This window comes from Rhodopirellula sp. SH410 (assembly GCF_055811895.1).
Map to the genome: position 1 here is coordinate 2,673,698 of NZ_CM147949.1, position 13,260 is coordinate 2,686,957.

Below are 13,260 nucleotides of genomic sequence, written 5' to 3' on the forward strand. Positions count from 1 at the left end.
ATCACGTTCTCGTGGATCCGAAGCCTCTATTCATTCTCCTTTTCTCCTGCTCCTAAAATATTATCATGCTTCACGCAATCATCATGGCTGGCGGCAGCGGCACGCGGTTCTGGCCAGCCTCGCGGCGTGCGAAGCCAAAACAATTGTTGTCACTCGCCGGAACTCGCTCCATGCTGCAGAGCACCTGCGATCGCCTCAGTGACATCACGACCGCCGATCGCACCTTCGTCGTGACCTCCATGGAACTGGTCCAGCCGGTCTTGGAACAATTGCCGGAACTGCCGACTGGGAATGTCGTCGGCGAACCGAGTCGCCGTGATACAGCTCCCTGTGTGGGGTTAGCGGCCGTCCTGGTCAGTGCGATCGACCCCGACGCGGTGATGTTGGTATGCCCCTCGGATCACGTGATCGAGCAGCAGGAACAATTTACCGAAGCGATTCATCGAGCCGAAGCGGTCTTGGAAGAGCATCCCGGTGCGATTGTTACCTTTGGAATTCGACCGACGTATCCAGCCGAATCGTTTGGATATATCCAAGAGGGTGAAAAAATTACGGGGCATGATGCGCATGCCGTTCAGCGGTTTCGCGAAAAACCGGATGCGACCACGGCCCGTGAGTACGTCGACGCGGGGACGTTCCTTTGGAACAGTGGGATTTTTGTGTGGCGTGCTCAAACCATTCTCGATGCACTCGAGCAACATGAGCCGGAAATGCATGCCCGACTACAGACCATTGCTGCGGCGATTGGCAGCGAGGATTATGAGGCGACCCTCCAACGTGAATTTCAAGCCATGGTAGGAAAGTCAATTGATTATGCCGTGCTGGAACGACACCGCGAAGTGATCGTGATCGCCGCCCCCTTTGACTGGGACGATGTCGGAAGTTGGCAGGCCGTATCCCGACTGCATCCCCATGACACCGACGGGAACGCTGCGGTCGGTTCGCACCTCAGCATCGATTCAGGAAATTGCATTATCCACGCCAGTCCCGGTCACACCATTGTCACCATCGACACGCAAGATCTCATTGTCGTGCAAACCCCTGATGCCACGCTCGTCGCGCCCCGATCGAGCGAAGAGCGAGTGCGTGAAGTCGTTGCCGAACTCGACCGCCGTCAAATGACTCAGTTGATGTAGGTGACATAATCGCTAATTGCGATACACTTGAAGGTTCCCATGCACCGGGCGGGTTTCGCGCGGTGCAAATATTACGACCAAAATTGATACCAAAGCACGTTCGAATTGTCTGATCACCCCCCCGAAAATCCGGCTTCGCCTGACGATTCTCAATCGCAACAGCAAGCCGCTGCTAAAAAATATGCTCCGCGAAGCAATCCGATGGAGACGCCCAGCCGCGCCATCCGACCCTTTGGACTCGATGACGCTAGGAAACTAGCGACCGAGGCCGCGCGGGTTGCGTTGGAGAACAATGGTCGCAATGTCATGGTGCTCGACATCAGTGGCCAATCCGCCGAATTTGACTTTTTTGTCATTTCGACCGGCACCAGTCGCCGTCAACTGCACGCCATTAGTGAACAGATCGACGATGCCCTCGAAAAGGGACTCGGCGACCATCGCATGGGCATTGAGGGCTACCAAGAAAGCAATTGGATCGTGCTTGATTACGGCAGCCTCGTCGTGCATCTATTCGATGAGGAAACGCGTGAGTACTACGATCTCGAATCGTTATGGGCTGACGGCACCGTGGTGCCACTTGCCGACCTTGGTTTGACGCCTAACGAGTGAGAACGGATTACCTATGAATTTGTCTGCATTGCTTCGTGCGCGCTTCGAAACCGCATTAGCCACCCTTACGGATGTCCCAGCGTCCTACGCGGCCATGATCCGCGTCGCCGCGGATCCCAAATTTGGCGACTATCAATCCAACGCTTGCATGTCGCTGGGCAAGCAAGTGGGGAAACCGCCGCGCGAAGTCGCGGCGTTGCTTGTCGATCGACTCGACCTGAGCTCGTTCTGCGAAACACCTGAAATCGCGGGCCCCGGTTTCATTAACCTCCGCATCCGTGATGATTTTCTCTCGCACACGCTCTTTGGGATGCTTCATCACGAGCGTGCAGGCGTTGATCTGACCGCGAATCGCGAAAAAATCCTGATTGATTACTCCAGTCCGAACGTGGCAAAACCCATGCACGTCGGGCATATTCGCAGCACCGTGATCGGCGCTGCGCTGGCGGAAATGTTCCGGTTTGTCGGGCACGATGTGATCACCGACAATCATCTCGGCGACTGGGGCACCCAATTTGGCATCATCATTTATGGATACAAACATTTTGGTGATGCGGATGTGGTGGCGGCCAATCCGGTTCCAGAACTGGCGAACTTGTATCGCTTAACGAATCAGTTGATCGAATACCACAAAGCCAAAAACTCGCTCGTGGGTCTGGCGACCAAACTCAGCGACGCTCAGGCCCATGCGGCAACCGAGGCGGCTGCGTCGGATGCCCTGGCCGGCGACGCCCAAACCACTCCCAAGGAAGCCAAGAAGGCAGCGAAATCGGCCCAAGCCGCTGCCCGGCGAGTCGACTCCGTCGCTGCGGAAATCAAAGCGGTTCAGGCGAAGGTGAACGCCGTCGACGAAGACCCGAAACTAGCCTTGATCGCTAGGGAACACGCCGATGTGCCCGCGGCCGTGCTTCGCGAGACGGCGAAGTTACACGAGGGTGACGCCGAAAACCGAGCCTTGTGGGAGAGGTTTCTGCCACACTGCAAAGATGAGATTAACCGCGTCTATGACCGCCTAGGGGTTACATTCGACCACACCCTTGGTGAGAGTTTTTATCACGATCGGCTGCCCAACGTGGTCGCCACCCTCGACAAACTGGGGCTCACCACACAGAGCGACGGCGCGATTTGTGTGTTTTTGGACGGCTTTGAAAGCCCGATGATTATCCAAAAACGCGATGGAGCCTACCTGTATGCGACCACGGACCTCGCCACGTTGCAGTACCGGCAAGAAGTCTTTGCACCGGACCGAATTCTCTATGTGGTCGACTCTCGCCAAAGCGAGCATTTCGAGAAATTCTTTGCCATGGCCGAGCCGTTGGGAATGAAAAATATTGAACTCGTGCATGTTCAATTTGGAACGGTATTGGGCACCGATGGCCGGCCCATGAAGACCCGCAGTGGGTCGTTGATTGGTCTCGAAGGACTGCTCAATGATGCCGTCTCGCGAGCAAAAGAAGTCGCCTGCAATCCCGACCGACTTGCGACCATGAATCCACCCATGTTGGAAGAGGAGCAGAATCGGATCGCCGAAACGGTGGGGATTGGTGCGATCAAATATGCTGACCTCTCGCACCATCGGGCAACCGATTATCGCTTCGATGTCGACAAAATGGTCGCCCTGGAGGGCAATACTGCGACCTACATGCAGTATTCCTACTCGCGTACCCAAAGTATTTTGCGACGTGTCGCAGCGGAACAGAAGATCGACGATATCGAATCGTGGTTGGTCGAAAATACAGTCGCGGATCAAGTGCAACTCAGTGATCCGGCCGAGCGGGCGTTGGCAATCGCCTTGCTGCGATTTGAGGAAGCACTCGAGAGTGCCATTTCCGGCTATGCACCCAACCAGCTATGCGATTACTTGTATGAAACGGCCAAAATCTACAGCACGTTTAACGATGCCTGTCGTGTCTTGGGAAATACCGACCCGGTTGTCTTGAGAACGCGATTGACGCTGGTGGTTTTGACCGGACGGGTCATCAAACAAGGTTTGCAATTACTTGGAATTGGTGTCAGCGAACGGATGTGATGTTAAAGACTCGCCTTTTAGGTAATTGACAAAACCTATCCTTTGCCTATTTTATCTACAGTGTTTCCCATACTTGAGGTTCGGTACTACCACGCATGATTGCTGGCGTAATACCACCTCGCACACGAACGATAGAAAGACATCATGGCCAAGAAGAAATCAACCGGCGTCAACAAGTCGCAAGCGATCCGTGACTACTGTGCTGAAAACCCAACTGCCAAGCCGCTCGAGGTCGCCGAGGCAATGAAGGCACAAGGCATTGAGGTCAATGCTCAATTCGTCAGTACCGTCAAATCGAATTCCAAGAAGTCGAAAAAGACCGGTCGCCGCGGCCGCCCAGCTGGCGCTTCTGCCAAAGCATCCGTGCCAGCGAAGAAAGTCGGTCGCCCAGCAGCGTCCAAGGCAAGCGCTAAGAGCGGCGAAGTTTCGCTGGATTCTTTGATCAGCGCCAAAAAGTTGGTCGAAGAAATGGGTGGTGCCGAAAACGCACGCAACGCCATCACCGTTCTCGAACAGTTGATGGACTGAGTGAGCGCGAATGGATATCAAGAGTAGCTACGTTCGCCAGAACGTGGATTTCACCGTCTGGCGACACGAGCTACATTTGATTCGACGCGTTTTCTTGCCTCGCTGTCACTGAGTGTGACAGAGGCACGGTAGTATTTAGTCACGGGCAAGGCCTCTAAGGTTTGCCCCATTTCCCTACAACGCCCAGTGCGTTTCTGTGATTAGTCGGCGGTCGAGCGACGCGAGCACCGCCGGGCATGTTCACCAGCTGACTGTCGCGATCCATTTGGGATCGAAAGACGATCGGTCCTTCCACAGGGCCGAGGTGTCCCGACGTTGGAGGTTAAGGATCGAGCGGGAAGTAAGAGTCGCCTTTCGCTCCGCGGAAGTCGCCAGGGACGCTACTTTGGCAGAGCGAGAGAACTTTGGCAGAGCGAGAGACGACACCCAAAGACCGCTCGATCCTAAATCGTCACGACATTCACACACTCGAGCAACGTCGCATGCAGTCTCGTTTTCAACCATGCGAGGCTGACGTCGAGCGTTTGTGCATAGGCGACGTCGAACCTGGGACGCATCGCCGCGACCTGCACACCGAGTATGAGGCCACCTGCCACCAACACGCCGCCGCTATTGCCGGGACCAAATGGCGAGCTGCTGGTTGGTTCGCCTGAGGCTGGTTGGTAGGCGACGATGTGCTGTAGTCGTCCCAGCGTTGGGATTGCGAGCGTGGGATAGAATGCTTGCCACTCCCAGGGGACAACGGTGGCGTCACCGACAAAGTTGCCTGCGGCTCCCCGTCCGGACCAGTCGCTAAGATTCTCGGCGGCCACGATCGCGAGCGGTGGGAGTCCAATCTCCGGAATGAATCCACTCAACCAGAGGCGATCCCAACCCGTTTCCACGAGGGCGATATCGGGGCCGCCCGGGATGCGACCGCGTGCGGCGACGCGAGACCGGATCGCATCAGGCCCATCTCCGCACGCTGCCACGCGGTGTACCGCCGCTCGCGTTCGGCTGGCGCGATCGCCATGTCCGGCGAACAAGTGCGAAACCGTCAGCAATCCCCAACGCCACCTCGGATCATCGGGCTGATGTTCATCAGGACGTGGCGGTTTGGGGTCGACGGACGTCCAACGCACCACCACCGACGTCGTCGCTCGCCTATCCGCCGTGGAGATGGCAACTCCCGTCGGGACAACTTCACCGGTTTGTCGAATTTGGGTGGGCAGGTTGAGTTGCCGGTACGTTTCTGTCGACCGGTCGAACAGCCGCACCGGCTCGATCGGCTCAATGCGCTTCAGCGGCGAAACATGCTTCCGTTTTCTCGCGACATCAAATCTTGCGAGGATGCTCGTTTCGCGGGGACTGCCGGGCTGGGCTGGTGAAAACCCGACGGCACGGATATTTCCCGCGTCGCGACTGGCCACTCGCCGCATCAACGTCTGTTGGAGACGTCGCAGGCAATCCAGTGACAAGGGTGACGGAGCCTGGTTCACATTGCGCCTTGATGTTCGATCTGCACCACCATGGCCTCAGGATTTGGGAACCGCTCGGTCAGCCAATCCGTGATCGCTTCGCGGATCGGTGTCGCCGGGACGTCCAGCGGTATTTCGACGCGAACATGGATGTGATCTCCCACTGTCGTGGCGTGAACGGCCTCGACGTTCTGTCCCAAGCTGGCGAGATGCCCACGCAGGCGTGTTTCGATTCCGATCGGATCAAACTCGCCCGCCGGAGGTTCAATCTCGCTGGGCGGCGACGCGGTCGCCTCTGGAGAATCGTGGTCATCGGTCGCGTGTGCGGAGACGGCCGGTGTGATTGCCATCACGTCGAGCGGCTGAAACACCATTTCTCCATTGGCAAACGTCAGTCCATAGAGTGAACCGGCCGGGTGCTGGCCACAGGCACCGGGATCTTGGCATGCAGCATGCGAGTGACCGTTCATTTCAATCGGGCAACCCGCAAAGGGCATGAATCCCAGGTACCGAAATCCGTAGAGTCGCTTGACGTCGCAGGGGTCACGCCCGACGACGGATTCGTAGAAACCGATCGGGACGTTGCGTGCGGGCACGGTGAACGCGACACTTTCGGCAGCGCGCTGGCCAGCGGACGTCGGGACCAATCCGCTCGCAGCGCGGAGCAAACTGCCGACCGCTTCGACGTTCTCATCCGTTTGGCTGTCGAGTTCCTGGCTGATTTCAGTCAGATTCCAACCGTCCTCCAGTTTGATGCCGACGTCGGCAATCCCACATCCGCTGCGGACGCTGATGGAATACTCTTCACTGAAGTCGGGTAGATAGACCAGTGAGATGCGTACCAGTCCCGGGGTGATGGTCGACTCTGTTTTGCTGACTGCGATCTCTGCCGGTTCGATCTTCAGGTACGGCTTGGGGCGATAGTAGCGAATGCCGCGATCACAATCGTCGGGATTTTTGCGAACGATCACCTTGGGCGTGCATCCCGTTGCCCCCACGACCAACGCGAAAAATAGCAAGCAAATCCGTATGGATTGAGTCTGTTGAGTGACCACGGTTACGTCCGGCGACGAGTGCAATGATTTTTATCGGTGTATCGGTCATGCCGATCACTCCTAGCCAGTCCCCTCTCCAGGGGATGGGTTAGGTCGTTTGTAGAAGGTTTGCCGCTTGGCCGTGATCGCCGCGTCGTACCCGGGAGCGAGCACGGGGAGGCCTGAAGAATCGATTGATTGCGGTTACAATTGGTGGATGGTCTATTTGATTATTTTCTCCTAGATGCCTCACAGTGCCGCATGCTCCGTTTTCTTTCTCTCTGTCTTTTCTTCGCGACGGGCAGCGTGGTTGCTCAAGAGATTCCTCAGGCCGCAGGCGCCCCGCCAGCGCTGTCAGTCGAGGAGCAGCAGATCCATCAGTTCTTCGCGGAGTTCGAAGTCGCGACGCGTGCCGAATCGGCCGCCGAGCAAGTCCAACTGTTCGACTTTGACGAACTCACACGAGATATCGTGGACCAATCTGGGGTCGCGTTGCCGGCGGGACTGCAGACGCAGTTGGCGACTGTCATGCGGGCCCAAATCAAGCAGCAGTTTGAATTCCTTGACGCGTCATGGACACGGCATCGCATCGTGCGGATCGAGTTTTCGGAAGACAAATCGGTCGCCGATGTATTCGTTCGAAGTTGGTCAGTGGAATTAGGAACCGCTCGCGAGTCCTACCTGCTCAAGAAAATCGATGACCAGTGGCGGATCTGCGACGTCAGTCAGCTATCGATTGGCGTCTCCATGGTCGAGCTCTCCGCGCTCGGACTCCGTGACACCATGCAGAGCAACATCGCCCATGAGCTCGTTCACGCGATGCAGGAGATTACGCGGTGCGCGACCGAGTGTGCCCAGGGGAATGTCTATGCCGCGATGGATCATATCGACGCGATTTTGGGGTACCCGATGCCCGAAAGCATGCAGTCATTGCGTTGGACCCTGTCGGCGATCATTCATGGGGCAATCGATCCGGAGAAAACGATCGAATCCCTCGAGAAGGCCGATGCCTTTGGAGAATCCACGGTGTTGGCGGATTATTTACGCGGGGAAGCCTACTCAGAACTCGGTAGGTTCGACGTGGCCATCGAACACTTCCGCGCCTACGTGAATCGCTTCGGCGCTGACGCCGACGCGTATTACTCGCTGGGCTATGCCCTCGAACAGCTCGACCGAACCGACGAGGCCATCGACGCCTACAAAGCGGCGCTCGCCGACACACCCGAATCGATCGACAACGTCAGCGCCTTGGCCTTGGCGTTGCCGGCAGCACGGAAGGAGGAGTTTGTCGGTTTCTATCGCAACTTGCCCAATCCGATCGACTCGTTCGAGCAACTCGGCGAGGCCTTTGTCTATGCCTCCGACGCCCCCGGCCTACAAACGTTGATGGAATCGACGACGGCGATCGATCCAGAGGCGATGTATCTCGACTACTATCACGCGATGCTCGAGCAGCTCCGCGGCAATCACCTCGTCGCATTCGACGCGTTGGCGGAGAGTCTCTCGAGCATGGATGCCGATGCCGAAGCCCGCACGTGGTACGAATACGCGTTGTGCGACGTCGCACGACGGTGCCACCGGATCGACGAAGCCTACGCAATCTGCGCGGACAAAGCCCAAGCGATCGAAGCTCTCGCGGACCCCACCGACCGGCAGGGCGAACCGCTTCGGGATGCCCCGCCCAGTGAGGTGATCGTTGCGATTTTGGAAGCATACCTGCACGAACACGAGAGTGATTTTGATGCGTTGATGCTCGTCGGCAGATCCTATGCGGGACGGGAGGAATACGACGCCGCGCGAGAATGTTTCAACAGAGCGATGGCAGCGACAGACGATCCAGACGAACGAATCGAGGCGCTCGAGGAATGCGTGTACTGTTACGTATCGATGGACCGACCGCTCGATGCCTATCTAGATTTAGAACCCAAAGGCGAGGTCGTCGATGTACTCGACTACGCCCTCGATGACCGGGACGCGCTGGAGGAGATCGTTGAACGACTTCGCGTTGACGAACCGGACTCGCTGAGATTCCTGTGGGCGAGTCTTCGAGAGATGCTCGATCGTGGAGATTTCCAATCCGGACTCGATCGCGTCGACCGTGTTCTTTCGGAAGCGGAATTCACGGACGATGTCGATTTTGAGCGAACGTCCCTACAGATTTATCGTGCGCGCTACCTGATCGGCCTGAAACGATACGATGATGCCATCCTCGCTGCGTACGCCACGGATGAGGATTCCCGAGACTTTGTTCGTGCCTTGGTCTACGCCGCCAAGGGTGACCGGAGGCAATTCCATACCGCATATCAACGATGCCTCGCCGCGAAAGGCATGTATGGGACAGAATCGTTTGCGGCAGCGCCCGAAGTCCCCGCTGGTTGGTTGCCGGATTCATCGCAGCAATCCGGTGACGAGCCGCCGGTGCCGTTTTCACCCTACACACAAGTCCGGCGTGTGGTGTTGCTGCTCAACCAGGCATGCCCGGTCGACGCGAGCCGCGTCATTGAGGCATCACGCGAGATCGGCGAACCCTTGTACGCGATCGACCGCCGGCAAATGACCGCCGAGGAGGACGACTATGTGTTTCAGGCCAGCGACCATAGCGTGATCGTGGCGACCCATCGTTGCCGGTATTTCATCCAGACGGGAAACGGCCCATATCTCCACGATGCGGAACGCCTCGCAGCAGAGCTCGGTTCGGATGAGGAGCTCAATGAGTTGATCGGCCAACATTCCGCGTGGATCGCGATCGATATTTTTCAATGGCCGCAAGCCATGGATGAAGACGAGACCTGTGAGATCCCGCATTCCGGCTCGAAGCGTCTTGCTGAGTTCGCCCGCCAGCTGGCGGGCGATCGAGCGACCGTCGCCATTCATTCCGACAGACAATTCGCCACTCCATGTGATGATGAATTTTTTGTAAAACTCGCCAGCGAGATGCCCCTTTCTGCATTTCCAGAACGCACCGAGTGAATCGACGTACCAAATGTCCACAATTTCTCGCTCGATTTGACCAGTCGGCGGCTCCCGCTCCATGGCAGAAAAATCGTTAGAAGTTTCACAGCCGGAATCACACGCTCGGGAACGAGTCGGTTATGATGTTTCACGCGGTCGTTATGACCGTCGACCCCTGGGGTTCATTCCTTTGCGGTGGCCGCTCATTTACTTGCCAAATGCGGTCTCCAACGGATGATGATCTCACTGCCTGAGCACTCCCGACCCGTCCCGCGTGGTCGTGGGTGTGGCAGTCCGTATCCAAGACGGATCGGTCGCTGGCCAGACGAACTGGCATGTGATTCGCATGAGAAAATCAACCTCACCGCGACCCAGCTTCCAGGAAACGTCGCATTGGAACGGAGAACCAAATCATGAACAGAACGACTCACAACGTAAATCGTTTTACTCAGTTTGCTCGCACTCGCCATCTCAACCTGATTGTGGCGGCAGCGATCGCAATCCTTGGCTCCGCCGCGATACCCGCCTCAGTCGTGAGCGAAGCGTCGGCCGACGAGGGGCACGTGATTTCGTTCGACTTGCCGCCGACCGCCGTCGCGGTGCCGATCTCCGAACATCGGCCAGGTGATCTGTTGACCAGTCATGACGGCGAACCGGTTGAGATCACGCTGCGGCTTTCATCGTTGGTCAGTGGCGGTGCGATGCCGCAGATCGATCGTTGGATGGTTCGCTGCGTGCCCCGGCAAACGTCTTGGAGCGTCATCAACTACTCACCGCGAACGGAAACGGCGAGTGAGTATGCGAGCCCCATCCAGGTCAAGACATCCGACGAGCAGTCGCAGTCCTTTGGCGTCGCGGCGGATGTCACTCAAGGCAGTTTAGCGAGAGGCCATGCCGGCATCGATGCCGGTACGAAGCAATCTCAGGGCATGCAGTATGATCGCGTCGCACCGCTGCACGCGGTCACCGCGGCAGGCACGATCGAGCGTGGCCGTGGCGTTTACTACAAACTTCGTTGGACCTCGACCCAGGTGCTCGAGGGCGAAAAAGAATTCAAGGTTACCTTTGATGTGCCCGCCGGCTTTCGCACCGGCCTCGTCGACGTCTCTGTCGTCGCGATGGGCCGTCCGAGTAAGCAGAGTTCCGTGACGAATGTGATCTCGCACATCCCTCTGCTCGGTGAGGACGTCGGTGGCATTCGAGCACTCGGTGAAGCGAGGTTCGTGGTCGCCGTCCATGCCGAAGGTGACCCTGTCGCGTGGCGGGCCGTTCGGGCCATGACCGACGCCGAAAATGAGCTGCGACGCGAGGCCGCGAACGTCCGCGCCGAGTCGCCGTCGCGATCACTCTCCACCATGATCCGCCACGTCGCGGCCAAACTCGATGTGGAGTCCGTTGATCTCCATAGTGACTGGCCCGAACGATTGATCTTTAACAATGCCGATCCATACACCGACCCGATCATCAGTAAACTTCCCACTCACCTGCGGGTCATGGTGCTGGACTATTGCGACGCTCGCCGCACCGTGGTGAATCTGCGAACCCGGACGGCGGACGAAAATACGAACCCCTTCGAACTCAACGAATTAGTCCGGGCATCGATCGCCGGTCACGGCCGACAGTAGGACGCGGCCATCGTCCCGTCCGAGGCCTCCAGTCACCGCCTCCACACCGCACCGCACCACACCGCCGCCACTTCACCGCACCGTCGTCGAAATGGCTCGCTCGGGGCATCGATTCCGAGCCACGCATTGCACCCCTCCTTCACCCCGACCACACATCATGCGTCCGATCGTCCAGATTTCACTCGACCTCACCAATATCGACGAAGCCATTGAAACGGCGCAGCTTGCCATGCGTGCGGGCGTCGATTGGTTGGAAGCGGGCACCCCGTTGATCCTCGCAGAGGGCTTGCACGGCGTTCGTGCCCTCCGGGCGGCATTCCCCGATACGCCCATTGTCGCCGATTTGAAAACCATGGATGGCGGCTACCTCGAGGCTGAGATGATGGCGAAAGCCGGCGCGACCCACGTCGTCGTGATGGCTCGCGCCCACGAGGAAACGATTCGCTGCGTCGTCAAAGCCGGTGCTGACTTCGGTTGCCAGGTCATGGGCGACAACATGGTTTGCGAAGACATGGTCGCCGGGGCGAAATGGTTGGAAGACCTCGGCTGTGACTTTGTCATCCACCATATTGGATACGATGAACGACGTGGCATCGCCGCTCGTGGGATTCCAATGCCCAGCCCACTCGATCAGTTGCGAGATGTCGTCGGCGCCGTGAAGATACCTGTACAGGCTGTCGGTGGCCTGTCGCTCGAGCAAGCCATTGCGTGCCCTAGCTATGGTGCACCCTTGGTCGTCTTGGGCGCTCCCCTGACGATTGATGCCGACGCATTCCGGACAGCTGATGGCGATCTTGAGAGTTCGCTGCGAATGATCTGCGATGCGGTTCATGCCCAAGATTGCCCCACCCGAGACGAAATATGAAATCCGCGGCCGTTGTTAACTTTGCGCCCGAGCAGGGCAGTGTCGAAATTCGCGAAATCGAAAGGCCCGTGACGGGCCGCGACGATGTCCTCCTCGAGGTCGCCAATGTCGGTGTCTGTGGCAGCGATCTGCATCAATGGACTGCGGACCATTCGTGGCCCGTCAACTATCCTGTCGTTCTCGGCCACGAGTTCGGTGGCCACATTGTCGAACTCGGTGCAGACGTTGAGGGGTGGAAAGAGGGCGATCGCGTCGTCAGTGAGACCGCCGCGATCATCGATTCATCCAATCCGATGTCGCGCCGCGGTCTGTATAACCTCGACCCCACTCGCAAAGGATTCGGATATGGTGTCGACGGCGCGATGACGAAATATGTCCGTGTGCCATCACGAATTCTGCACGCGGTCCCCACTGCCCTGCCCTTCGAACACGCTTGCCTGACCGAGCCCTGCTGCGTGGCCTACAATGCCGTCGTCCGCAACGCGAGAATCGAGCCTGGCGACCGGGTCGTGGTGTTGGGGCCGGGCACCATCGGGATCCTGTGTGCGGCGATGGCTCGGCTCTGTGGAGCCGAAGTCGCCCTGGTTGGATTGGAAGCGGATCGGCAGCGATTGCAGATTGCCCAAGACAGTTACGGCTGCGAAGTCGTTGTGGGTGACCCGAGTGATTGGGCGCGGCAGCGCGACGGACTTGGCTGTGACGGTGTCATCGACGCCGCCGGCGTGAGCGCGACGCTCCAGATCGCGATCGATGTCGTGCGTCCCGCCGGATGGATCAGTAAGGTCGGCTGGGGACGTCAGCCACTCGGATTCAGCCTCGATCCGCTGGTGCAGAAAAATGTGACTCTGCAAGGCAGCTTCAGTCATCACTGGGCCATTTGGGAACGTGTTCTCGCTCTGCTCACAAGCGGTCAGCTCAATGTCGCCCCGATCATTGGCGGCGTCTGGCCGATCGACCAATGGCACGATGCCTTTGAAAAAATGCATCGAGGCGAAGTCGTCAAATCCATCCTCAAACCCGTTTGA

General features: G+C 58.0%; 10 protein-coding genes. 8 read left to right on the top strand and 2 right to left on the bottom strand.

Annotated features, from left to right (window positions below):
* The first annotated feature begins 65 nt into the window (after positions 1 to 65).
* The 4 genes from SH410x_RS09855 (at position 66) to SH410x_RS09870 (ending at position 4,302) form a co-directional block, all read left to right on the top strand.
* Entirely contained in the window at positions 66 to 1,136 is a 1,071-nt protein-coding gene (locus SH410x_RS09855) for a mannose-1-phosphate guanylyltransferase (RefSeq protein ID WP_473676333.1), read from the top strand.
* Positions 1,137 to 1,241: 105 nt separating this feature from the next.
* Positions 1,242 to 1,745: a ribosome silencing factor gene (gene rsfS, locus SH410x_RS09860; protein ID WP_473676334.1), complete on the top strand. Its 504-nt coding sequence runs from the start codon at positions 1,242 to 1,244 to the stop codon at positions 1,743 to 1,745.
* A 13-nt stretch (positions 1,746 to 1,758) separates the two neighbouring features.
* Entirely contained in the window at positions 1,759 to 3,774 is a 2,016-nt protein-coding gene (gene argS / locus SH410x_RS09865; protein ID WP_473676335.1) for an arginine--tRNA ligase, read from the top strand.
* Positions 3,775 to 3,918: 144 nt separating this feature from the next.
* Positions 3,919 to 4,302 carry a hypothetical protein gene (locus SH410x_RS09870; RefSeq protein WP_473676336.1) on the top strand — a complete coding sequence of 128 codons (384 nt, stop codon included), beginning with the start codon at positions 3,919 to 3,921 and terminating at the stop codon, positions 4,300 to 4,302.
* Positions 4,303 to 4,745: 443 nt separating this feature from the next.
* Here SH410x_RS09870 and SH410x_RS09875 read toward each other — a convergent pair whose 3' ends face one another.
* Positions 4,746 to 5,780, bottom strand: a complete 1,035-nt coding sequence (locus tag SH410x_RS09875) for a hypothetical protein (protein WP_473676337.1) — start codon at positions 5,778 to 5,780, stop codon at positions 4,746 to 4,748.
* On the bottom strand, positions 5,777 to 6,838 hold the full coding sequence (locus SH410x_RS09880) for a hypothetical protein (protein ID WP_473676338.1): 1,062 nt from the start codon (positions 6,836 to 6,838) through the stop codon (positions 5,777 to 5,779). The genes SH410x_RS09875 and SH410x_RS09880 overlap by 4 nt, the downstream gene beginning before the upstream one ends.
* A 216-nt stretch (positions 6,839 to 7,054) precedes the next feature.
* On the opposite strand from SH410x_RS09880, the gene SH410x_RS09885 reads away from it, so the two are divergent.
* The 4 genes from SH410x_RS09885 to SH410x_RS09900 all read left to right on the top strand — a co-directional run bounded on the left by SH410x_RS09885 (position 7,055) and on the right by SH410x_RS09900 (position 13,260).
* Positions 7,055 to 9,763 carry a tetratricopeptide repeat protein gene (locus SH410x_RS09885; RefSeq protein ID WP_473676339.1) on the top strand — a complete coding sequence of 903 codons (2,709 nt, stop codon included), beginning with the start codon at positions 7,055 to 7,057 and terminating at the stop codon, positions 9,761 to 9,763.
* 395 nt (positions 9,764 to 10,158) lie between these two features.
* The gene (locus SH410x_RS09890) at positions 10,159 to 11,370 is read left to right on the top strand and encodes a hypothetical protein (RefSeq protein WP_473676340.1); all 1,212 of its coding nucleotides are present in this window, start codon (positions 10,159 to 10,161) and stop codon (positions 11,368 to 11,370) included.
* 157 nt (positions 11,371 to 11,527) lie between these two features.
* Positions 11,528 to 12,235, top strand: coding sequence for an orotidine 5'-phosphate decarboxylase / HUMPS family protein (locus SH410x_RS09895; RefSeq protein ID WP_473676341.1), 708 nt, complete (start codon positions 11,528 to 11,530; stop codon positions 12,233 to 12,235).
* Positions 12,232 to 13,260: a zinc-binding dehydrogenase gene (locus tag SH410x_RS09900; RefSeq protein ID WP_473676342.1), complete on the top strand. Its 1,029-nt coding sequence runs from the start codon at positions 12,232 to 12,234 to the stop codon at positions 13,258 to 13,260. The genes SH410x_RS09895 and SH410x_RS09900 overlap by 4 nt, the downstream gene beginning before the upstream one ends.